The organism is Demequina aestuarii (genome assembly GCF_000975095.1).
GTDB classification, from domain to species: Bacteria; Actinomycetota; Actinomycetes; order Actinomycetales; family Demequinaceae; genus Demequina; species Demequina aestuarii.
The window spans coordinates 22662-44868 of the sequence record NZ_BBRD01000002.1; the positions used below are offsets into that span (position 1 = coordinate 22662).

Sequence of the window (22207 nt, forward strand, 5' to 3'; positions counted from 1 at the left end):
CTAGTGCTCGGTGGTTCCGGCGAAGGCCCGCAGCTCGACGCCGGCGTCGATCAGCGCTCGGCGCACGTCGGCCGCGAGCGCCGCGGCTCCCGGGGTGTCTCCGTGGACGCACAGAGACCTGGCGACGACGGTCAGCGACGAGCCGTCGTGTGCGGAGATGGGCGTACCGCCGGCGATCGCGAGCGCGCGCTCCACGACCTGCCTGGGGTCCTTGACTACGGCCCGGTGCTCGGCGCGCGGCACGAGCGTTCCGTTCGGCGTGTAGGCCCTGTCGGCGAAAGCCTCGGTGACCGTGGTCAATCCGGCCGCCTCGGCCGCATCGAGCAGTGGGGAGCCGGGCAGGCCCAGCACGGCGAGGTCACGGCCCGTGGCCTCGCACGCGATCAGCACTCCGTCGACGACGGCCGCGGCCTGCCGCGAATCGTGCGACACACGGTGGTAGAGAGCACCGTGGGGCTTCACGTAGGTCACGCCGGGCCCGGCCGCCGAGGCGAAGACCTCGAGTGCGCCGATCTGGTACGCGACCTCGGCAGACAGTTCGTCAGGCGGCACGTCCATCGCTCGGCGGCCGAAGCCGGCGAGATCCTGGTACGAGACCTGGGCACCGATCGCGACGCCCCGCTGCGCGGCACGCGTGCACACCCGCCGCATCGTCACCGGATCGCCGCCGTGGAAGCCGCATGCGACATTCGCACTGGTCACGGACTCGAGCAACGCGTCATCGTCCGTCAGAGACCAGCGCCCGAACCCTTCGCCCAGGTCCGCGTTCAGGTCGATCACAGTTCCGTCGCTCACGCTCTCAACGTATCGCGGGTCGAGCGCTCACACCATGCCCGCCATCGCCGCCTAGTGCCGGAGCAGCAGGCAGACGTCGACACTGCCTTCGAGCCCGACGGGGCCCTCCACCGTGTCATCGGCGTAGTCCTCGTACCAGCACTCCCACACGTCGGGACGAGAGCCGTCTCCGAGCGTCACCGCGAAGTCGAGGCCCTGGGCATCGCCCCATTCCATGAGCTCGTGCGTCAGTCCGCCGATCCAGGCGTACGGGCCGCGCTGCGTCGCCACGGCGTACCGGCCGGCCTCGAGCCGGCCCACCACGTAGCGGTCGCGCACCCGCGGGACGTTGGACACCGCCTGGCCCACCTCCACGGTGAAGGGGTCCTCCGTCGACACCGAGCGGTAGCGGAACATCCCGGCGCCAATCGCCTCAGCGCCGCGTTGATCGAGGTATGCCTCGAGCTCGGTGATCGCCGGGCCCACACGCGCGGGCAGATCCGCCATGGTGGTGTGCACCGGCAGCGCGATGTAGTCGACGGCCTCGCGCCACTCGACCCTGAACTCAGCCATGACGCCAGGCTAGACCCGCACCATGGCCGAGACCAGGGGTCCTGTGTCAGATAACTAGCTCGAGCGGTACTCCGGGTTCGGGTGGCCAAAGTGCTCGCCGGAACTCCAGGCCTCCACCGAGTTGCCACCTTCAGGGAAGCCCCCGCCCGCCTTGAGCCACGCCGCCATGTGCATGAGGTTCCACGCCATGAAGGTGGTGTTCTTCTGCGTGAACTCCGTCTCCGGCCCGCCGCTGCCCTCGTCCAAGTAGGACGGGCCGGGCCCGATGGCGCCCAGCCACGCGGCGTCCGCGTTCGGCGGGATCGCGTAGCCGAGGTGCTGCAGCGAGTAGATGAGGTTCATCGAGATGTGCTTGGCGCCATCCTCGTTGCCGGTGACGATCACACCGCCCGTACGACCGTAGAACAGAGACTGACCGCGGTCGTTGGTCTCACCCGAGAGCCCGTAGAGCCGCTCGATCAGGCGGGTCGCGACCGAGGACTTCTCGCCCAGCCAGATCGGCGTGCCGATCACCAGGATGTCGGCGGCGAGGATGCGCTCGGAGAGCTCAGGCCAGTCGTCTGCGTCCTGATTGCCGCCCGGGACGTCCTCGCGCATGTCGGGGTTCACCCCGGGGGCGACGTCGAAGTCGACCAGGCGAATCTGATCCACCTCCACGCCCTGCTTCTCCATGATGGCGATCGCGTCCTCCATCAGGCCCTGGGTGTGGCTGAGCGCGGGGCTCGGCTTCAGGGTGGTGTTGACGAAGACGGCCTTGAGGCCGGTGAAGTCGTGCGTTGTCGTGTCTGGCATGGGTGACACCTCCTGCAAGGTGACACGCGCATCGGCCGGCTTCTATTCCGTGTCAGACGTCGACAACCCTGGCCCCGCGGCGCTGCTGGACCTCCCACGCGTTCTTCTCGCGGGTCGCAAGCATCACGACGACGCCCCAGAACCCGAGATCGTCCACGAGGCCTACGGGGCCGAAGAACAGTTCCGGGATGAGGTCGACGGGCACCAGCGTGTAGATCACCGCGGCGATCGCAGTGAGCCACGTCACCGGCGAGAGCTTGTGCTCGCCGCGGCGAACAGCATTGAGGAACTTCCACCACATGAGCGCGCCTCCTGAGGGGTCTGTCTCTACGGTAACCCCGCGATGCCACGTACACAGGACTCGGATGAAAAGAGTCAGCACACCTCCCGCGGACGGGTGTGAAGGAGGGCACGCTCGTTCGATCCGAGTCTCGTGCACACCGGCCGATGCACAGGCCCCGTTCGCACTAGGCGGCGAGGCGGTAGTGGACAGCTTTGGGCGCGCGGGTCATCAGCCAGGCGAAACCCGCCACAATGAGAGGGGGCATGACCAATCCAATAGCGAGCACATCCCAAGCGAAGACCCCTGGCGATGCGCTCCCCATCGCCCGGACTACGTCGAGGACAGCTGCGCAGGCGAGACCTGCCCCCACCGCGAAGCCCACCAGAATCCCTCCCTGCCACGCCGCGACGGAGCGCGCCAGGCGCGGCGACGCTCCGAGCGATGAGAGCGTGACGTCGTCCCGCCGCGCGTCCGCACGAGCCAGGCCCAGCGCAAGCCCGGCTGCCGCACCGGCGACGAGGAGCGTCGCCATCAGCGAGCCGAACGTGATGACCCCCAGGCTCCAGTCGATCGGGCGCGCGACGTACGCGTGAAACTCACCCTCACGCATCAGGGCCGCCTCGAGCTGATCCTCCTCGAGTTCCGTGAACCCTTCCTCCCGTTGCAGGAACAGCGTGCCGGGGACGACCTCCGCGTCTACCGACTGTGCGGCCTCGAGCGACAGAATCACCGGATAGGTCGACACCCACGTCTCGGGCTCGGCGACGATCGCGGGTACGTCAACCGCCTCGCTGGGCTCTCCCTCGCCCAGGTACGCCCCTCCCCCGGCGTCCCATGACTCCAGGTGCACGGAACCCTCGGAGCCGGCTGCCGCGTCAGGTCCCACCAGCAACGGGTCGACGACAACCGCCCCACCGGAGGCGAGCATCTCGCGCTCTGCCTGGTTCGCTGGCCTTCCCAGGATGTACTCGAGCTCCGCTGGACCGCCGACTGCGAGTCCGTACACTTCCGAGCCGAACTGCTCCGCACAGCGCGGATCCGCGGCCATCTCCCGCTTGGTCATGGACCCCATCTCGTACATCTCGGTGTCCGGGTCCCACGCCGGGCAGAGGCTCGCGTCGGGACGCCGAGCGATGGAGACGCGCACAGTCTCGGCATCCGCATAGGTGTCCTGCACACGATCGATCGCGATCGCCTCGATCCCTGGGAACGGCTCCCGGGCGCGGGCGGTCAGAGCGCCCGCGTCACCCACCAGTGGCGTGTCGAGGCCGTCGACGTACTGCCAGGTGTAGAGCGGCACGTAGGCATCGCCGAACTGCGCTTGCCCGTACTCGTCGGATTCGTACACCTCGACCATGCGCACCTCGTTCAACGCCACGTTGCCTGCGATCAGCACCGTCACACTGATCGCTGCGACCACCGGAACGGTGCGTCCCGTGTGACGCGCGGCGTCGCGTGAGGCGAGACGGGCGCCCAGGCTCACGCTGCCGAGAACCCTGGCAGCGAGCCGCAGAGCCACCGGTGTGAGGGCGATCAGCCCGGCGAACAGCAGCACCACACCAACGAGCGTCACTTGCTCAGCGAGTGAGTCCGCCGAATACGCCTCGGACTCGGCGGACTCCCACGCGACCTCGCGCAGGTGAGCCGCATAGGCCAAGGTCGCTGCGGCTCCCGCGACCAGCATCCCCCCGACTGCCGCTGGCCAGCGGCGCGGCCGCGACGGCTTGCGAGACCCGCGCAGGGCGGCCATCACGTCGCGACGGGCCGATGCGATGGCCGGGACCAGTGCAGCCAAGGCGCCGGCCGCGGTCGTGAAGGCAACGATGGCGACCACGTGCCACCACACCACCTGGAGGCCCCAGACCTGCGTGTTCACGTCGCCCCATGTGTCCAGCACCCAGAGCCACCCCGCTCCGACCGCCAGGCCCACGGGCACGCCGACCAGCCCGCCTGCGAAGCCCAGCAGCGCGCCGTTCCAGATCCCCACCCCCACGAGCGCTCCTCGCCCGGCCCCCGTCGCCGCGAGCAGGGCGAGGCGCTCTTGGCGACGGCGCATCGATACGGCGAAGGCCGCGCCGGCGAGCAACACCACCTCGAGCAGCCCCAATCCCGCCCCCACAATCGCGGCGCCACCCTCGCCTTCCGCCGCTGGCCACAGCGCGCGCGAGGCGTCCAGGTACTCCTGTGGGGGGTCCTCGGCAACAGAGCGCGAGTACACGGCGACGCCGTCGTTGTTGAGGTCACGGACCGCGTTCCAGTCGAGCGCCAGATCCGGTAGATAGGTGGTCTGACCCGTCGCCGACGCGCCGTCCTGGAGCCCGGGCTCGAGAGCGGCGAGACTACCGAAGACAACTCCCTCTTCAGCGCGCAGAGGCGCCGAGACCACACCCGAGACTGTTCGCTCGCCGCCGCCGCGACCCACGCTCAACACGTCTCCCACGTCGAGCCCCCAGCGCGACGCGAGCTCGGTCGACACCATGACCTGGTCATCATCCGGAGCAGACCCGCGCACCACGTCGTACATCCCCACGAAGGCCGGGTCCCACGCCGGGCCCACCACGGCGTCGAAGGCACCCGCCGCGTCGGCCGCATCAAAGGTGAGGTACACGTCTGCCTGGGACAACGTCAGCGTTCGCGTCTGTTCAGGCAGCAGCCCGCTCACCTCGCGATCCTGGGCGGCCCCCTCTACTGCCAGCACGTTGCCGGGCGCTTCCTGCGCGCCCTGTCCAGGATCGTTGACCTGCATCATGTACGGATCATCGGTGTGCTGCGTCACACGCGCGCCGGCCGGACCCACCACTTGCACCCAGGCTTCGTTGGACCCGAGCTGCTGCGTGATGCGCTGAGCGTCCGTGGGCTCCTGGCCAGCGCTGACAACGCTGACGCCCATCAGCACCACCGCGGGCAGCGCAACCAACAGTGCCACCAGAACACCCTGACGGGGATCCCTCCGCAGGTCGCGCCACGCGATGCGCGCAGCAGTTGCGGCCCGCCGCGCGGGGGCGAGTGGCCTCATCGGGGCTCGCCGGTGAGCAACTGTTCGGGGCGAGCGGCACGCGCCTCCTCCAGGATGGTGCCGTCCGCAAGGTGGACGATGCGGTCGGCCCACGCCGCGTGGCGCGCGTCGTGGGTGACGAGCACCACGGCGGATCCCTGGTCCGCCATGCTGCGCAGCACACTGAGCACCCGGTCGCCCGTGACGGAGTCCAGTGCACCCGTGGGCTCATCCGCGAGCACCAGGCGGCGCTGGCCCACCATCGCCCGAGCGATGGCCACGCGCTGGCGTTGCCCGCCAGACAGGTCGTCGGGGAAGTCCTTTCCGCGCTCTCGCATCCCCACCGCGGCGAGCGCACGCCGCGCCTCGGAGCGCGCGGTCGCCCGCGACGCGCCATCGAGGTCGAGCGGGAGGGCGACGTTTTCAATCACCGTCAGCGCCGGAATGAGGTTGAAGTCTTGGAACACGAATCCCACGAGCTCACGTCTCACGCGAGCACGGCCACGGGCGCTCGCGCCTTCGATGGGGACCCCGGCAACCGTGACCTCGCCCGCATCCGGCGTCACCATGGCGCCCGCGATCGAGAGCAGCGTCGACTTGCCCGAGCCAGACGTACCCATCACCGCGACCATTTCGCCCGCCGCGACGTCGAGGCTCACGCGCCGCAGCGCGTGCACCCGACCGTCACCGTCGCCGTATGCCTTGGAGACGTCGCGCATGCTCAGCACGATCTCTGGGTCTGCTCCAGATCCGTCCCCCACTGTCTGCGCGCTCACTTCCTCGACTCCGCAGCGACGTGTCCATCGGCCAGACTGAAGGTCGTCGCGGCACGTGCATCGGCCCCAGGCTCGATATCGCCGTTCGCGAGCCTCGCTGCCGTGTGGTCGAGCCAGCGCACCTCCGCCTCGGCGCGGAAGATCATCGCGTCCGCGACCAACGCCCAAGCGCTGTCGCGGTCGCCGCTCGCATGGCGCGCACGAGTGAGATCCTGCATCCGGGACAGCACGGCCGCTCGCTGGACCTGAATCACCCGGGCGGTGTCGACCTCCGGCATGGATACTGCGAGGGCGATCTTGAGTGCCGCATCGTCCCTGCTGGGCGATCCGAGTTCGACCGGTGTCGTCCACCACGTGGCGGCTTCTTGGTGCCCCGCGTCAGTGAGCCCGTAGTGCACCTGACGGGCGTCGTCGGCCTCCGAGCGGCTCACGAGGCCGTCGCGCTCGAGCCGGTCGAGGGTGGTGTAGACCTGGCCGATGTTCAGCGGCCACACGCCGCCGGTCGCCTCCTCGAACGCGGCCCGCAACTGGTAGCCGTAGCGGTCGCCATCCGCGAGGAGGGCGAGAAGGGCCTGTTTGACGCTCATGAAGTCATCTCCATACTCGGTATGTATACGGAGTATGGTGGGTGCGCCGCTTCGCGTCAAGCAGCGTTCAGCGGTGTGTCGCGTGCACAGCGAACGGATCAACGGAGACATCAGCGGGCCCGCAGGTGGGGAACACCGCAGCGGCGCTCAGGTCATCCGGCCCGTCTGTTCGCGGCGTACCGGCCGATGCGCGGGCTGGCGTGCGCGCACGGGCCTCGCCCCCCCCCCCAGATAGTGCTGGTGGCCACGGAAGGGAGCGGGGTGCGCGCTGCGTTGTCCTAGAGGTCACGGAGACACCATGGCCAGAAGCACAACGCAGCGCACGGTCGGGCCCCAGAAGGGGTCAGGAGGACGACGCAGTGCGCGCCGACCGGCTGCGGGCTAGACGACCTCGCGCAGCAGCCCCGAGTGCACGTCGAACACGAAGCCTCGCACCTGCGTGACGTCGACCAGGAACGGGTTGTTGCGCAGGCGCGCGATCGACTGGCGCAGGTCCGCGTCGAGGTCCTTGAAGGACTCGGGCGACCAGGTGGGCTTGAGGCCCGTCTCGTCGAGGAGCTCGTTGCGCAGCTCGTCGTCGGTGAACGTGAGCGCACCGCAGTCCGTGTGGTGAATGAGGATGATCTCGCGCGTGCCGAGCTTGCGCTGCGAGATCACGAGCGAGCGGATCATGTCGTCCGTGATGACGCCGCCGGCGTTTCGCATCACGTGCGCGTCACCCACCTCGAGTCCGAGCATCGCGAAGGTGTCGAGGCGGGAGTCCATGCACGCCACCACGGCGAGCTTGCGGCGTGGGGGCAGGGGGCGGTCGGGAAGGTAGGCCTCCGCGTAGCGCGCGTTGTTCTCGATCAGCTCGTCGGCGATGCTCATGTGCTCTCCTGGTCCCGGGGTGGACGTTCACCGGATATTCTGCCCGATCCGGGACGCAAGGCCGGTGCACGAGTGCTGGCGACGCGTACCCTGGAGTCACCGAGGCCGTACTGCTCTGGCCGATGTGTGCCGTGCCGGTGTTGTGCGGCCTCGGCCCTCACGCGCCACGTGTGACGATGGACGCATGTCACGCATCTTCATCACCGGATCCTCCCAGGGCATCGGCGCCGAGTGCGCCCGCCAACTCCTCGCTCTTGGCCACGAGGTGGTGGTGCACGCCCGTGACGACGCCAGGGCAGCAGCCGCGCTCGACGCCAATCCAAGCGTCGCGGCTGTTCTCACCGGCGACCTGGCGAGCATCGAGCAGACGACCGCGCTCGCCGCAGCTGCGAACGAGCAGGGGCCCTACGACGTGATCATTCACAACGCGGGGCTCGGCGGCGACGCCCCCGAGCGCGTCACCACCGCAGACGGCCTCGAGCGCATCTACCAGGTCAACGTGGTGGCCCCCTACCTTCTGACTGCCCTCATGCCGGTCGCGAAGCGCATGATCTACCTGACGTCCGGGCTCGAGGCGGATGGCCACTGGAACCCGTACGACCTCCAGGGCTCGACGCGCGAGTGGAACGGCATGCAGGCCTACTCGGATTCCAAGCTGCACCTGTCAATGCTCGCGTTCGAGATTGCGGCGCTCAACCCGGACTGCGCCGTGAACGTCGTCGATCCCGGCTGGATCCGCACCCGCATGGGCGGATCCGAGGCGTGGGACCCCGTCGAGCTCGGCGCCGAGACCCAAGTGTGGCTCGCTGACTCCGACGAGCCGGAGGCGACGGCCACTGGCCGCTACCTCAAGCGCCGCGAGGAACTCGAGCCGAACCCCGCAGTCCGGGACGCCGAGGCACGAGACGCCCTGGTCTACGAGCTCATCAAGGCGACAGGCGTGGTGCTTCCCTAGGGAGCCACCACGCGCATCGGCCCTCCACCTCGGTGAGAGGCGAAGGGCCGATGCGGTGTCAGGGTTGTCGCGGAGCTAGCGGGCTCCCGCGCGGCGCTTGTTCCACACGTCGAAGGCGACTGCGAGCAGCAGCACGATGCCCTTGACGACCTGCTGGATGGACTGCTCGACGCCCATCAGCTGCATGCCGTTGGTCATGACGGCCATGATGAGACCACCGACGATCGCGCCGGTCACTCGGCCCACGCCTCCGGTGACAGCGGCGCCACCGATGAACGATGCGGCGATCGCGTCAAGTTCGAACAGGTTTCCGGCTGCCGGCTGGGCGCCGTTGGTGCGGGACGAGAAGATCACGCCAGCGACACCGGCGAGCACGCCCATGTTGAGCATGATGCCGAAGTTGACCCACTTGACCTTGACTCCGGAGAGCGTCGCGGCGGTGAGGTTGCCGCCGATCGCGTAGACGTGGCGGCCGAACACCGTGCGGGTGGTGACCAGCGTGTAGACGATGACCAGCACTGCCAGGATGATCAGCACGTTCGGCAGACCGCGGTAGTTGGCGAGCTGCCATGCGAACCACATCACGGCGGCGGCGACGGCCACCAGCTTGGTGATGAACAGCGGCATGGCGCCGACCGTCTGCTGGTACGCGATCGCCGCACGACGGGCACGGATCTGGGTGACGACATACCCCGCGACGGCGACGCCGAAGATCACGAGCGTGAAGATGTCGTAGCCGGGGCCGCCGAGGAGTCCGTTCTGGAAGCCGGTCGCGATGTTGGAGTAGGACTCCGGGAACGGCGAGAGCGAGATGTTCTCGAGCACGCGGAACGTGAGGCCTCGGAACAGCAGCATGCCCGCCAGGGTGGTGATGAAGGCCGGGATGCCGACGAACGCCACCCAGAAGCCCTGCCACGCTCCAGCGATGACGCCGACGCCGATGCCCGCAAGCACACCTACGTACCAAGGCATGCCCTCTCGGATCACCAGTACCGCCGAGACGGCTCCGGCGAGCGCAGCGACCGAACCCACGGACAGGTCGATGTGCCCGCCGATGATGACGATCACCATGCCGATGGCGAGCACCAGGATGTACGAGTACTGGAGGACGATGTTGGTGAGGTTGATGGGGCTGATCAGCGTGCCGTCTGTCAGGGCTGTGAACAGCACCATGATCAGGATGAGCGCGATGAAGATCCCGCTCTGACGCAGGTTGCGAGTGAACAACTCGCGGATGTTGGCGATACCGGTCATCGGTCGTTCTCCTCAGCGCCGACGACTGCGTCGGCCTTGGCGTCTCGTTCCTGGGTCATGAGTGTCATCAGTCCTTCCGGGGTCGCATCCGCGACGTCGGTGACGCCCGTGATGCGGCCGAAGGCCAGTGTGTAGATGCGGTCGCAGGTGCCGAGCAGCTCGGGCAGTTCGGACGAGATCACGATCACGCCCTTGCCCTCGGCGGCCAGCTTGTTGACGATCGTGTAGATCTCGTACTTGGCGCCCACGTCGATGCCTCGTGTGGGCTCGTCGAGGATCACGACATCGGCGTCGGTGTACATCCATTTGCTCAGCACGACCTTCTGCTGGTTGCCGCCTGACAGGTTGCCCGCGACCTGGAGCACCGACGGCGTCTTGATGTTCATCGAGTCGCGGTACTCCTCCGCGACCTTCAGCTCCTCGTTGCCGTTGACGAACCCCCGCGTGGTGAGCTTGAAGAGGCCTGCGGCGGAGATGTTGCGGCGAATGTCCTCGATGAGGTTGAGCCCGTACTTCTTGCGGTCCTCGGTGGCGTAGGCGATGCCGTTGTGGATGGCTTCCGAGACGGTGCGAGTCTGGATCTGCTCGCCGCTCTTGTACACCTCGCCCGAGGCGTTCCGCCCATAGGTACGACCGAAGATGCTCATCGCGAGCTCGGTGCGGCCGGCACCCATGAGCCCCGCGATGCCGACGACTTCGCCGGCGCGCACGTTGAAACTCGCGCCATCGACGACGACGCGTCCCGGCTGGGTGGGGTGATGCACGGTCCAGTTCTCGACGCGGAACAGTTCGTCGCCGATGGTGTGGTCGATGCGCTCCGGGTAGCGGTGTTCGAGGTCACGACCCACCATGCCGCGAATGATGCGGTCCTGGGTCGCGTCCTTCTCCGACATGTCGATGGTCTCGATGGTCTCGCCATCGCGGATGATCGTGGTGCGGTCGGCGATGGCCTCGATCTCGCCCAACTTGTGGGAGATCATGATCGAGGTGATGCCGCGCTTCTTGAGCGTGCGCAGCAGCTCGAGCAGGTGAGCCGAGTCTGAGTCGTTGAGCGCCGCAGTGGGCTCATCGAGGATCAGAAGGCGCACGTCCTTGGACAGCGCCTTGGCGATCTCGATGAGCTGCTGCTTGCCGACGCCGAGCTGGCCGACGGGCGTGACGGGGTTCTCATGGAGCCCCACCTGATCCATGAGCTCCTTGGCCTCGTGGTTCGCGCGGTTCCAGTCGATGAGGCCCATCCTGTTGCGGCGCTCGTTGCCGAGGAAGATGTTCTCCGCCACCGTGAGGTGGGGAACGAGGGCGAGCTCCTGGTGAATGATCACCACGCCGGAGCGCTCCGAGTCGTTGATGCTGTGGAAGCGGGCCTCTTCACCGTCGTAGATGATGTCGCCGTCGTATTGGCCATACGGGTACACCCCGGACAGCACCTTCATGAGCGTCGACTTGCCGGCACCGTTCTCACCGCAGATGGCGTGGATCTCACCCTCTTCGACGTGGAGTTCCACGTCGGACAGGGCTTTCACGCCCGGGAATGTCTTGGAGATCTTGCGCATCTCCAGAATGTTGCGAGCCATCGGTTGTCTCCAGTCCTGGCGCGGGTGGCCGTGGTGCCGGCCCCCTCCGGAGAAGGGGCCGGCGCCACGGGTCAAGCGGGAGTGCCGACGTTACTCGGCCACGCCCGAAGCGATCTCGTCCGCAGTCCAGTAGCCCGAGTCGACGAGCAGGGACTCGATGTTGTCCTCGTAGATGATGTCGGACTCGAGGAGGAACGACGGCACGACCTTGACGTTGTTGTCGTACGTCTCGGTGTCATTTGCCTCGGGCTCTTCGCCCTTCAGCAGGGAATCGGTGGCCACGACGGCCTGATCCGCCAGCTTGCGCGTGTCCTTGAAGATGGTCGAGAACTGCACGCCATCAGCGATGAGCTTCACCGAAGCGATCTCGGCGTCCTGACCGGTGACGATGGGCAGACCCTCGTCGATCGACGGGCCGTAGCCAGCGTTCTGCAGGGCCGTGATGATGCCGCGCGAGAGGCCGTCGTAGGGGGACAGCACACCGTGGAGCTCTGCGTCACCGCCGGTGTAGGTCGACGTGAGCAGGTCCTCCATGCGCTTCTGCGCGGTCTCCTGCTGCCAGCGCAGGATGTTGGTCTGCTCGATGTCGGTCTGACCAGAAGGAACGGTCAGAGTGCCGTCCGTCATGTAGGGCTCGAGCGTGTCCATCGCGCCTGCATAGAAGAAGTGCGCGTTGTTGTCGTCCAGCGAACCGGCGAACAGCTCGATGTTGAACGGGCCGGTGGCTTCACCCTCGGAACCGTCCTGGTTGAGCAGACCCAGGCCCACGAGGAGCGAGGTCGCCTGCTGAACGCCCACGTTGTAGTTGTCGAACGTGACGTAGAAGTCGACGTTCGGCGAGTCCAGGATCAAGCGGTCGTACGAGACGACCGGGATTCCAGAGGCGGCTGCCGCCTCGAGCTGGGGCGCGATCGCCGTACCATCGATGGCCGCGATGACGAGCGCCTCGACGCCATTCGTGATCATCTGGTCGATCTGCTGCGACTGCGTGGCGATGTCGTCGTTGGCGAACTGAAGATCCACCTCGTATCCGAGGTCGGTCAGTCCGGACTCGACGGCCTCGCCATCAGCGATCCAGCGCTCAGAAGTCTGAGTAGGCATCGCGACGCCGACCAGGCCGCCTTCCGAGACCTCGCCGCCGCCGGCGGTGGAACCATCGGTGGGGTCTTCGGTGCTGCCCGCACCACCACCGCTGCATGCAGCCAGCGTGAACGCCATGGCGGCGCCTGCGGCTGCGGCAAAGAACTTCTTAGCCTTCATATCTCCTCCTTGAGATCCGGCCCGCAACACTGCGCAACCGTCGTGCTCCTCATTATGTTCACGTTCACATGAGGGAGTCAATTGTCTCAGGTCACGATTGAGTCACTATCGACGGCGGTCGACACGTGATCCTTACCAGGGGTGATAACGACGGGGAGCGGGCAGGGAACTAGGGCCGCACCTGCGCGGTCGTGTCCCGAACCACCAGCTCTGGCTCCAACTGCCGCGTGGCGGACGTGTCCGTGCCCCCCAGCCTCGCGACCATCAGATCGACCGCAAGCCGGCCCACCGCCGCGAAGTCCTGGCGCACCGTGGTGAGCGGCGGGAGGCTGTGGCGGGCCTCGGAGGTGTCATCGAACCCCACCACCGAGACATCGCGCGGCACCGTCCTGCCCGCATCGGCGAGCGCGTGGATCACTCCGAACGCCATCTGGTCGTTGGCGCAGAACACCGCGGTGGCACGCGGGTCGAGGCGCGCTCCCGCCGCGTAGCCCGAGTCCGCTGTCCAGTCGCCCTCGAGCATGTCCAGCCGCGCCAAGCGCTGCTCGGCCACGACGTTGAGGTACTCATCGCGACGCAGTTGGGACTCGGTGTACGTGGGCGGTCCGGTCACATGCTGGATGCGGGTGTGCCCGAGCGAGATGAGGTGACCCAGCGCCAGCCGAACGCCCGCGCGTTGGTCGATCGATGCCGCCTCTCCTCGCGGCTCGCCGCCGGTGAGGAGGTGGATCACGGGGACCGGAATGCGCGCCGCCCTCACCGCATCGGCGATCGCCTGCTGCTGTGCGACGAGCGCGATGCCGTCGACGCCGCGCCCCACGAGGAACTCCACCGCCTCAGTCACGCTCTCGCTGGTGGCGTCGGCGCTGGTCATGAGCGTGTGGAGGCCCACCGCACGCGCCGAGCCCTCGATCGAATGGAGCGTGGACAGTGGGCCGATGTCGGGGACCCGCGGGCCGATCATGCCGATGGTCTGCGTGCGCCCCGTCACCAGCGCACGGGCGGAGAGGTTGCGCCGATACCCCAGTTCCACGATCGCGGCCTGGACCCGCTCGCGAGTCGCCGGACGAATGCCTGGAAAGTCGTTGAGGACGCGCGACACGGTCTGGTGGGACACGCCCGCGCGCGCGGCGACGTCGTGCATGCTCGGCCCGCGCGCACTGCTCACCATGGCTCCCCCACGAGGTCACTGTAGTCGCAGCGCGCGTCCTGGAACCTGGCGGATGCACGCGCCGGTGCGCGGCGATGCCCGCGCCATCCGTCGAGACGGCGAGCGCGGGCATCGCTCCTGGTGGTCGCCTCAGTCGTGCGTGACACGCTCCACGCGCCTCGCTCGACCAGCAACGATCAGCGCGCCACCGAGGGCGAGGGCGATCGCCGCCGCTGCGGCCCACCGGCTGGCCACGTCGCCGTGTGCACCGGTGGATGACAATTGGTCGGCGCCGGAGCCACCATCGGCGCCGCCGACGCCCGAGCCATCCGCGGCGGCGAGAATCGACAGCGGTGATGCCGCAGCGATCCCAGTCGCCGCGTCGATCACGACGATCTGGTGCTCGCCCACCGGGGCGTCGGTCGGGATCGTCACGGTGGTGGAGAACGCCCCCGTCGCATCGGCCTGAACAGTCGCGAGGAGCATCGGCTCGGAATGCAGTTCGATGACGATGTCGCCACCGGGCATGAATCCGCTGCCCGCCAAGACAAGAGTCCCGCCCTGCTGGATCTCGCCCGCCGCGAGGTCGACCGCAGGCGCGACGCCGTCGGGAGCGATCACCCGGACCGGTCCCGCCTGCACGGCCGTAGTCGCGTAGCCAGCGGCCGATGCGGTCACCCGCACCGTCAGCTCCGCACCGGTCGCATCCAGCGGCACCTCGACGGCCGGGGCGTCCCCGCCGATGACCTCTCCGTCGAGTCGCCACTGATATGTCAGCGTGGCGCCCGCAGGGTCGGCCTCGGCCGATGCGGTCGCGGTGCCACCTGCCCGGGCACCGGTCACCGAGACGCCGGAGAGTCCGACCGAGCGGTCGAACGTGACCTCGTAGACACGCGAGGTGCCGTCACCGGCCGTGACGGTCACGCGCGCCACCGAAGCGGCGTTCGTCGCCTGCTCGATCGCGACAGCGGAGTATCCAGAAGCCGCCTCGGCCGTCACCGTCGGCAGCTGCGCGCCGGCGACTGCGACGGAGTACGAGGTGTCCTCCGGTGAGAAGCCGTCCACCGCGTCGCCTCCCACCGAGAGCGAGGCGAGCGCGGGCTCGCTCCAGCCCTCCGGCGCCGCGACCACGACCGCGTCGCTGCGGACCGTGACTGCATCGAATCCGCCTGCCTCGACCGCAACCTCGAGCGCGAGCTCCGCGCCGATCATGTCGGTGGTGGGGGTGAAATCGAACCCGGTTGCCTCCGCCACCGGGGCGCCGTCGAGGTACCACTGGTACGAGGCGACGTCGGGCTCCGGAGACGAGGTCACCGTGGGCTCGACGAGCGCATCGGCCGTCGCCCCGTCAGCGAGCGTCACCGTGAGATTGATCGTGCGCGTGATCGTCACCGTGACGGTGCGCGAGGTCTCGCCGTCGGCGGCGATCACCCCGACCGTCGCGACAGAACCAGTGCCGGCAGTCGCCTGGTCGATCGTCACCGTCGCACCCTCGTCGAGAGCGACCGCGGACACCAGCGGGTACGCCTCGCCGGGTGAATCCACCGTGTACTCCGTGGTGTCGGGGTCGAATCCGTCCACCTCCGTGCCGCCCACGCGCAGCGTGGCGAGGCGGGCCTCCGCCGCGACCGACGGCGCGAGCGCGTAGACCTCCACCTCCGAGACCGTCAGGTGAGTGTTCTCGAACGCATCGAGCACCACGCGCACGGCATCGCCGCGCACGGGCTCGAACGACTCGTCGATGACCGGCGCCCCTGCGGACGTGTCGTTGCTGAGGGCGATCGCCTCGAGCCCCGGCACCGCCGTCCAGTCGCCGTCCGCGTTGCGGTACTCGATCGCAGTCGACTCGGCCCAGCTCGAGGCGCCACCGTCCGCATAGAAGCGAATCGCGACGCGGTCGATCTCGTGCATCTGGTCGTACACGTACGTGAGGGTGTCCTGCGTGGGCTTGTTGCTGCCCACCCAGTTGGACCAGCCCTTGTCGTTGGTGACCTGGTTCCTGGTGTTGTCGACTGAGTAGCTGCCCTCCGTCGAGGTGGCCGACGCCGTGGTGCCGTCGCCGGGGTTGATGTTGGTGGCATCGGCCGCCGTGACGATCACGGTGAGCGTCGCGGGAATCTCGCCATCGCCGGACTCCGCGGTGCCCGGCACCGTGACGGTTCCCACGGCGGCGAACGCGTCGCTCGCGATGCCGGACCAGTACCAGGTGACGGGGATGTCGAGCGACTGCTCGGACGCTCCCACTCTCGCCGGCACCGTGACCGGTGCGGCCGCCTGGACTGCATCGAGGCTGGCTCCGGCGTACGTGGTGAGCGATCGGGGGTCGGTGACGGAGAAGCCGCCCACGTCCACCGCGGCGGTGACGTCGAACGAGGCACCGAACACGTCCGTCGCGGTGCCGGACACCTCGACCCTGCCCTCGACGTCCCATGCCGAGTCAGCGTGCTCATCCCACGTCACGGGCACGCTGGCCATGGTGCCCCAGCTGTACCGAGGGCTCACCGTCGCGGGCAGCACGGGCGCCACGCCGGCGTCGGTCTGCAGGGCGATCGTCACGGGTTCCACCGCGAGGTCACGCGTGATCCAGCGCTGGTTGGCACCGCCTGAGGACGTCCACCACCCGACGGTGGAACCCGCTGAGGTCGCTTGCCCGCCCACATCGAGCGCTTGGGCGAGCGCCTCGTTGACCAGCGAGAATGTCGCGCCGTCGAGAGTGTTGACGATCCACCTGGTCTCGGGGTTCGCCGCCGCATCGGCGACGCTCACCTCCCGCAGTTCGGTGTCGGACTCCGACGCCGCCATCACGCGGCCGTCGCCATCGGTCAGCACGACCCTGGTGATGTCATCGCGCCCGGTCGGAGGCACCTCGTGCACGGTCCACGCCTGCCCAGGCGCCTGAGCGGTGGTGGCGGCCTCATCGTTGATGCGGAGCCGGCCGCTCGTGGAGTCCAGCATGAGGCCGCTCTGCACTCCCTGCAGTTGGTAGGTGTGCCCGTCGACCAGGCCGGGCGCCTCGTCTGCCACGCCGGAGACCCCCTCGATCACGATCGACGCGATCGACTGCGCCGGGACCGTCACGGTGACGGACGCGGAGTTCGCGTTCACGGCCACCGGGGCCTGCTCGACAAGCGCGTTGCCGGTCGGGTCGCTCTCCGAGTCGGCCTCGGTCGTGACGTACGCCGTCGCCGTCGCGCCATTCGCGACCGCGCCGAACTGCGACAGGTCGATGGTGACCGCCCGGTCCTCCGTGGCGGAGTTGGAATGCACCAGGGTCAGCGCGTCCGAGCCGCCGTCCAGGGCGGCCGTCGTGGCGGCATGGTCCGTGGGGATGATCGAGTCACCGTCACCGATGAACTGCGTGAAGTGACGCATCGCATTGAACTTCGAGTTCACCTGGACGCCGCACGGCTCGACCGCGGTCGAGTCACCGCCGGCGTCGGCCACCCGGCGCTCGGACTTCCACACCGTCTCGCCGCCCTCGTCGAACGGCACGCAGTCGAGGTCGATGAAGACCGATCCCCAGTTGAGGTTCTCTCCCTGCGGCTCCATGTTGTAGAGGTCCTCGACAGGCTGCCAGAGCACCCACGCATCGGCCTCCAACTCGCGGAGGTCGTCGTGGATCCGGCCGGCGAGGCCCAGACCATTCTCGATGGCGGAAGGGTTCCATCCGGAGACCCAGCTGCCCTCGACCTCGCTCATCCACAGCGGCTTGTCGGCCTGGCTTGCGAGGTCACGGACCTGGAGACGACCGCCGGTGCCGTAGGTGTGGACGTTCATCTGTGCGACGTTGGCACGCGTCTGAGCGTCGTACCCGGCCCAGTCCTGGATGAAGATGCCGGGGTTGGTCTCGTCGGGGGCGGAGATGCCCGCGTTCGTGGTGGTGCCCTCATCGAGCACGGCGGCCAAGGCGTCGATCAGGTCCGCCTGGCGCTGCGGTCCCACGTGCATCCCCTCTTGGCGACCCCCCACGGGCACGCCCCCGCTGAGGGTGGTGCCCCAGTACGGCGTGTTGGGCTCGTTCAAAGGATTGATGGTGTCGAACTCGATGCCGTGCGCGTTCTCGACCAACGCGGCGGCGGTGGCGAAGTAGCGAGCGAAGTCGTCGATCGATTCGGGCCGCAGCTGCTCTGCCGAGGCGTTGAAGCCACCCGACACGTAGCCCGACTCCGTCATGAAGTACGGCGCAGAATTGGCGAATGCCTCCCAGTGCGTGATCTGACTGTCCTGCTCGAGGCGGTCGATCCACCACCGCTGCGTCTCGTCGGCGCTCGGGTCGTAGTGGTCGGGATTCGAGGGGTCGAATGCGGCGCGCATGTCGTCGCGTGAGGCGTAGTCGGTGGCGACGCCTCCGTAGGTGCCCGCCGAGCCGTCGGCGTCCTCGGCCCACCAGCCGTCCACCGCGCCGCCCGGGCGAAGATAGTCCTCCACGTCAGAGGCGTTCTCGCCGCCGACGTTGTAGCGGGCGATGTTGAGGTCGAGCCCCTGCTCGCCGAACACCGCTTGATAGAGCGACTCCCGGAGATCATCGGGATACCCGCCCGTCGCGTTGGCGAACCACACGAGGCTGGTGCCCCAACCCTGGAAGTCGGTGTTCGCGTAGCGAGGGTTCGGGGTGATGGTGAGGGACGTCGCGGCGTCGGCGGATGGCGCCGCGGCGACCACCCCTGCCGTCGCGCCGAAACCGATCGCTCCCAGCGCCGCAAGGGCGGGAACGCGCGTCCAGGGTCGAGACATCTTCGTCATCGTGTCCTCTTCATTGAGTCGTATCGATGGGGCCCACACAGCTGTCGGTGCCGTCGGATGTTGACGTCACCATGCCGGGCATGAACCTAGCATGTTTACGTCACCATGCCAATGGCAAACTGCTGGAGACGGACGCGCGAACCGTCAGGTCGACGGCACCCCGACGCGCAACCACGCCCACGACACGGGGGGCAGCGTCACCTCGAGCACGCCGTCCCCCGAGGCCACCGGGAGCTCCTGCATGGCCACCGTGCCAGGGCTTTCGTGGGTGTTCACCGCAAGCCGGCCCTCGGCAGACGTGAGCACCTCGGCCTCGCGCGCGGCGAGGTCGGCGCGCGGCAGCGTGATCGTGACGGAGGCGGAGTCCTCCAGCGCTCGGTTCGCAAGGAACACACACCACTCGCCCCGATCATCCTCGTGCGTCACGACCGCGTCGACCGCGGGCGCTCCCGCGATCTCAGGGGCATCGACGTGCGTCTCGAGAACGTTCCCGCGGGCGTGGCTCGCGATGCGGGCGAAGGGCCAGAACGTGGCCTGACGCCACGCGTCGCCGCCCTCGGCCGTCATGATCGGCGCTATCACGTTGACCAGCTGCGCAAGGTTCGCGATCCGCACACGATCCGCGTTCCGGAGCATCGTGTGCAAGAAGGTCCCCACCACCACCGCGTCGGTCAGCGTGTAGACGTCCTCGATGACCTCCGGGTGCTCGAGCCACGGGCCGTGCTGCACCTCGCGCTGATGCTCGGGGTCGTTGAACCGGTCCTGGTTCCACACGTTCCACTCATCGATGGCGAGGGCCACCTGGTGCGAGTGCTGGCCTTCAGCGCGCACCTCGTCGATGATCGTGCTCACGTCCCTGATCGCTTGCTCCAGCCGCAGCGCTGAGGCAAGGAACGCCGACGGGTCCTGACGCTCCTGGACATACAAGTGCAGCGAGAGGTAGTCCACGTGCGCGTAGGCGTGCCGCAGCACGGTGCGTTCCCACTCGCCATACGTCGGCATGTCCGTTCCGGAGGAGCCTGCGAGCACCAGCTCGATGCTGGGATCGACGGCACGCATGCCCTTCGCAGTCTCGCGCGCGAGAGCGCCGTACTCCTCGGCGCTCTTGGCGCCGAGCTGCCAGGGGCCGTCCATCTCGTTTCCCAGGCACCAGAGGCGTATGCCGAAGGGCTCCTCCGCACCATTGCGGCGGCGTGCATCCGACAACGCCGTGCCAGAGGGGTGGTTGGAGTACTCCACCAGGCGCATCGCGTCCTCGACGCCACGGGTGCCCAGGTTCACGGCCTCCATGATCTCGACGCCCGCCTGTTCGGCCCATGTCACGAACTCGTGCAGGCCGACGATGTTGGGCTCGATCTCATGCCATGCGGTCTCGAGCCGGCGCGGGCGCTCCTCGACCGGACCGATGCCGTCCTCCCAGCGATAGCCCGAGACGAAGTTCCCGCCTGGGTAGCGCACCACGCTCACGCCGAGTTCTCGCACCAGGTCCAGCACGTCGCCGCGAAAGCCCTCAGCATTCGCCGTGGCATGCCCCGGCTCGAATATCCCCGTGTACACGCATCGCCCCATGTGCTCGACGAAGGAGCCGAACATCCGGGCAGGTACATCGCTGACCGTGACGCCCGGCACCGTCACCACCGCGTCGATCATGCCTGCCTCCTCAGCAGCACCGCATCGAACGGCGCGAGTTCGCACTGCTCGCCGTGAACACTGACGGAGCGGGGCTGCGAGGTGTGATTCGCCACGAAGGCGAACGGACCGCGCTCGACGGTCTCGACCCCGTGCTCGGGCTGCGGGAAGGCGGCAGTGATGCGCGCATCAGCGAGCCACCGCCCCACCAGGGCGTCCATGAGCTCCTCGTCTGGCTGCGTGCCGACATACCAACTCGCACCGTCGCCGTCCGCGCGGCGGGTGATCGCGGGCAGGCCGGCGGCGAAACCGTCCGCGAAGGACGCGACGACCGTGGCATCGCTGACGGCGATCACCTCCTGCCACTCGACCGCCTCACCGGCGATCTCTCCCTCCACCGCTGTGCGCGTGTCGGCGTTCGGCAGGGGCGCGAACTCCTCGACCGCGACGCCCAGTGCGCCTTGCAGCGCCGAGCCCGGTCCGCCGAGGTATCCCCCCAGATATGCGTGAAGCTGCGGATCAAGCACGCCCGACTGGTACGAGACCACCAGCGTGCCTCCACGAGAGGGCACCGCGGCGAGCTCGTCCAGCGCCTGCGCGGAGGCGACGTGCAGAAGCGGCGCCACCACCAGGTCGTACCCCCCAGCCGATGCGCCGGCGCGCAAGAAGTCGACGCTCACGCCGCGCCGCAGGAACCCCGCGTACCACGTGAGAACCGTCTCGACGTAGTCGCGCTGAGCCGGCACCGCCTGCTGCTCGAGCGACCACCAGCTGTCCCAGTCGAACATGATCGCGACACGGGCGGGCACCCGTGTACCGACGATGTCATCGAGGCCTGCGAGCTCGGCGCCCAAGGCCTGAACCTCGCGGTGGATTCTGGTGTGCTCCCCTGTATGCGGCAGCATCGCCGAGTGGAACTTCTCCGCACCGGCCTGAGACTGACGCCACTGGAAGTAGCAGATGCCATCCGCACCACGCGCGACCGCGTTGAGCGACTGAACCCGATTGAGCCCCACCGGCTTGGGGGCGTTCCGGTCACGCCAGTTCACTGCGGAGGTCGCTTGTTCCATGAGCAGCCACGGCTTGCCGCCGCCCAGGGATCTCATCAGATCGCGCGACGCGCTGAGACGCACGATGGCGCTCGAGTCGCTGGGGTCAGGGTACGAATCGTCGCTGACCGCATCCACATGCTGCGCCCACTGCCAGTAGTCGGCGCCTTTGAAGAAGCTCATGAAGTTCGTCGTGATCGGCAGGTGCGGCGAGTACTCGCGCAGAATCGTCGACTCCTCACGGTGCAACGACAGCAGCGCGTCGGAGCTGAACCGATCGAAGTCGAGCAGCTGCGTGGGGTTGAGGTGCGCTGGGGCGGCGGCAGGCACGCCGACCTCGCCGAAGTCCCCGTACGACTGCGACCAGAAGGCCGTGCCCCACGCGTCGTTGAGTGCGCCGATGGTGCCGTACTTCTCCGTCAGCCAGGCCCGGAACGCCTCCGCCGACTCTGCGTCGTAGGAGTGCGTGACATGGCAGCCATACTCATTGCCCACGTGCCACGCCTCGACCGCAGGATGCGCGCCATAGCGCGCCGCCATCTCCCTCACCAGGCGCATCGCGTAGGTGCGATAGGCCGAGGAACTGGGGCTGTACTGCTGACGTGAGCCGAAGCCAAGTGGCGTCCCGTCTTGGGTGACGGGAAGCGACTCGGGGTGCAGTCGCGCGAGCCACGCTGGCGGAGAGGCGGTCGCGGTGGCAAGAATCACTCGAATGCCACCCGCGTGAAGGCGAGTCAACACCTCATCGAGCCACGCGAAGTCGTACTCGCCAGGGCTCGGCTCGAGGCGGGCCCACGAGAACACCCCCACGGTCGCGGACGTGACGTGCGCCCCCCGCATCAGCCGCACATCGTCGTCCCAGACGTGCTCCGGCCACTGCTCCGGGTTGTAGTCGCCACCGAACCGAATGCTAGGCGAATCGAACATGGTGTCTCCCTCGTGG

General features: G+C 68.2%; 16 protein-coding genes. 1 reads left to right on the forward strand and 15 read right to left on the reverse strand.

The annotated features are described in order from the left end of the window. From AOP72_RS11710 to AOP72_RS11745, 8 genes are all read right to left on the reverse strand, one after another. Entirely contained in the window at positions 1 to 795 is a 795-nt protein-coding gene (locus AOP72_RS11710; protein WP_238581694.1) for a LamB/YcsF family protein, read from the reverse strand. Between the two features lie 51 nt (positions 796 to 846). After that, entirely contained in the window at positions 847 to 1347 is a 501-nt protein-coding gene (locus AOP72_RS11715) for a GyrI-like domain-containing protein (protein ID WP_062137318.1), read from the reverse strand. Positions 1348 to 1401: 54 nt separating this feature from the next. Next, positions 1402 to 2139, reverse strand: a complete 738-nt coding sequence (locus tag AOP72_RS11720) for a flavodoxin family protein (protein WP_062137321.1) — start codon at positions 2137 to 2139, stop codon at positions 1402 to 1404. 52 nt (positions 2140 to 2191) lie between these two features. Next, positions 2192 to 2440, reverse strand: coding sequence for a YkvA family protein (locus AOP72_RS11725; protein WP_062137326.1), 249 nt, complete (start codon positions 2438 to 2440; stop codon positions 2192 to 2194). A 166-nt stretch (positions 2441 to 2606) separates the two neighbouring features. Beyond that, positions 2607 to 5348, reverse strand: a complete 2742-nt coding sequence (locus tag AOP72_RS11730; protein ID WP_062137329.1) for an FtsX-like permease family protein — start codon at positions 5346 to 5348, stop codon at positions 2607 to 2609. An 86-nt stretch (positions 5349 to 5434) separates the two neighbouring features. Then, the gene (locus tag AOP72_RS11735) at positions 5435 to 6136 is read right to left on the reverse strand and encodes an ABC transporter ATP-binding protein (protein WP_062138025.1); all 702 of its coding nucleotides are present in this window, start codon (positions 6134 to 6136) and stop codon (positions 5435 to 5437) included. Positions 6137 to 6189: 53 nt separating this feature from the next. Beyond that, positions 6190 to 6780 carry a PadR family transcriptional regulator gene (locus tag AOP72_RS11740; RefSeq protein WP_062137332.1) on the reverse strand — a complete coding sequence of 197 codons (591 nt, stop codon included), beginning with the start codon at positions 6778 to 6780 and terminating at the stop codon, positions 6190 to 6192. Between the two features lie 381 nt (positions 6781 to 7161). Further along, positions 7162 to 7650, reverse strand: a complete 489-nt coding sequence (locus AOP72_RS11745; protein WP_062137335.1) for a beta-class carbonic anhydrase — start codon at positions 7648 to 7650, stop codon at positions 7162 to 7164. 184 nt (positions 7651 to 7834) lie between these two features. Here AOP72_RS11745 and AOP72_RS11750 point away from each other — a divergent pair, with 184 nt between their 5' ends. Beyond that, positions 7835 to 8605 (forward strand): SDR family NAD(P)-dependent oxidoreductase, encoded by a 771-nt coding sequence (locus AOP72_RS11750; protein WP_062137342.1) that lies wholly within the window; start codon positions 7835 to 7837, stop codon positions 8603 to 8605. Positions 8606 to 8680: 75 nt separating this feature from the next. Here the strand turns inward: AOP72_RS11750 and mmsB are convergent, their stop codons facing one another. The 7 genes from mmsB to AOP72_RS11785 all read right to left on the reverse strand — a co-directional run bounded on the left by mmsB (position 8681) and on the right by AOP72_RS11785 (position 22191). Then, complete coding sequence (gene mmsB, locus AOP72_RS11755) at positions 8681 to 9859, reverse strand: multiple monosaccharide ABC transporter permease (protein WP_062137344.1); 1179 nt, start codon at positions 9857 to 9859, stop codon at positions 8681 to 8683. Beyond that, a complete protein-coding gene (mmsA, locus tag AOP72_RS11760; protein WP_062137346.1) occupies positions 9856 to 11433 on the reverse strand; it encodes a multiple monosaccharide ABC transporter ATP-binding protein in 1578 nt (525 codons plus the stop codon). Before mmsA ends, mmsB begins: the two co-directional genes overlap by 4 nt. Before the next feature lie 90 nt (positions 11434 to 11523). Continuing rightward, entirely contained in the window at positions 11524 to 12693 is a 1170-nt protein-coding gene (gene chvE / locus AOP72_RS11765) for a multiple monosaccharide ABC transporter substrate-binding protein (RefSeq protein WP_062137348.1), read from the reverse strand. Between the two features lie 169 nt (positions 12694 to 12862). Then, on the reverse strand, positions 12863 to 13864 hold the full coding sequence (locus AOP72_RS11770; RefSeq protein ID WP_062137349.1) for a LacI family DNA-binding transcriptional regulator: 1002 nt from the start codon (positions 13862 to 13864) through the stop codon (positions 12863 to 12865). A gap of 129 nt (positions 13865 to 13993) precedes the next feature. Continuing rightward, entirely contained in the window at positions 13994 to 18586 is a 4593-nt protein-coding gene (locus tag AOP72_RS11775; protein ID WP_062137352.1) for an Ig-like domain-containing protein, read from the reverse strand. 144 nt (positions 18587 to 18730) lie between these two features. Continuing rightward, positions 18731 to 20236, reverse strand: coding sequence for an arabinosylfuranosidase ArfA (gene arfA, locus AOP72_RS11780; protein ID WP_062137355.1), 1506 nt, complete (start codon positions 20234 to 20236; stop codon positions 18731 to 18733). Then, complete coding sequence (locus AOP72_RS11785) at positions 20233 to 22191, reverse strand: beta-galactosidase (RefSeq protein WP_062137358.1); 1959 nt, start codon at positions 22189 to 22191, stop codon at positions 20233 to 20235. The genes arfA and AOP72_RS11785 overlap by 4 nt, the downstream gene beginning before the upstream one ends. Positions 22192 to 22207 lie beyond the last annotated feature (16 nt).

Excerpts from the sequence above, each read along its gene's own strand:
- AOP72_RS11750 (WP_062137342.1), top strand. The coding sequence starts at position 7,835 with ATGTCACGCATCTTCATCACCGGATCCTCCCAGGGCATCGGCGCCGAG.
- AOP72_RS11775 (WP_062137352.1), bottom strand. The coding sequence starts at position 18,586 with ATGACGAAGATGTCTCGACCCTGGACGCGCGTTCCCGCCCTTGCGGCG.
- mmsB (WP_062137344.1), bottom strand. The coding sequence starts at position 9,859 with ATGACCGGTATCGCCAACATCCGCGAGTTGTTCACTCGCAACCTGCGT.
- mmsA (WP_062137346.1), bottom strand. The coding sequence starts at position 11,433 with ATGGCTCGCAACATTCTGGAGATGCGCAAGATCTCCAAGACATTCCCG.
- AOP72_RS11740 (WP_062137332.1), bottom strand. The coding sequence starts at position 6,780 with ATGAGCGTCAAACAGGCCCTTCTCGCCCTCCTCGCGGATGGCGACCGC.
- AOP72_RS11735 (WP_062138025.1), bottom strand. The coding sequence starts at position 6,136 with ATGCGCGACGTCTCCAAGGCATACGGCGACGGTGACGGTCGGGTGCAC.
- AOP72_RS11725 (WP_062137326.1), bottom strand. The coding sequence starts at position 2,440 with ATGTGGTGGAAGTTCCTCAATGCTGTTCGCCGCGGCGAGCACAAGCTC.
- AOP72_RS11785 (WP_062137358.1), bottom strand. The coding sequence starts at position 22,191 with ATGTTCGATTCGCCTAGCATTCGGTTCGGTGGCGACTACAACCCGGAG.
- AOP72_RS11745 (WP_062137335.1), bottom strand. The coding sequence starts at position 7,650 with ATGAGCATCGCCGACGAGCTGATCGAGAACAACGCGCGCTACGCGGAG.
- AOP72_RS11715 (WP_062137318.1), bottom strand. The coding sequence starts at position 1,347 with ATGGCTGAGTTCAGGGTCGAGTGGCGCGAGGCCGTCGACTACATCGCG.
- AOP72_RS11720 (WP_062137321.1), bottom strand. The coding sequence starts at position 2,139 with ATGCCAGACACGACAACGCACGACTTCACCGGCCTCAAGGCCGTCTTC.
- arfA (WP_062137355.1), bottom strand. The coding sequence starts at position 20,236 with ATGATCGACGCGGTGGTGACGGTGCCGGGCGTCACGGTCAGCGATGTA.
- AOP72_RS11770 (WP_062137349.1), bottom strand. The coding sequence starts at position 13,864 with ATGGTGAGCAGTGCGCGCGGGCCGAGCATGCACGACGTCGCCGCGCGC.
- chvE (WP_062137348.1), bottom strand. The coding sequence starts at position 12,693 with ATGAAGGCTAAGAAGTTCTTTGCCGCAGCCGCAGGCGCCGCCATGGCG.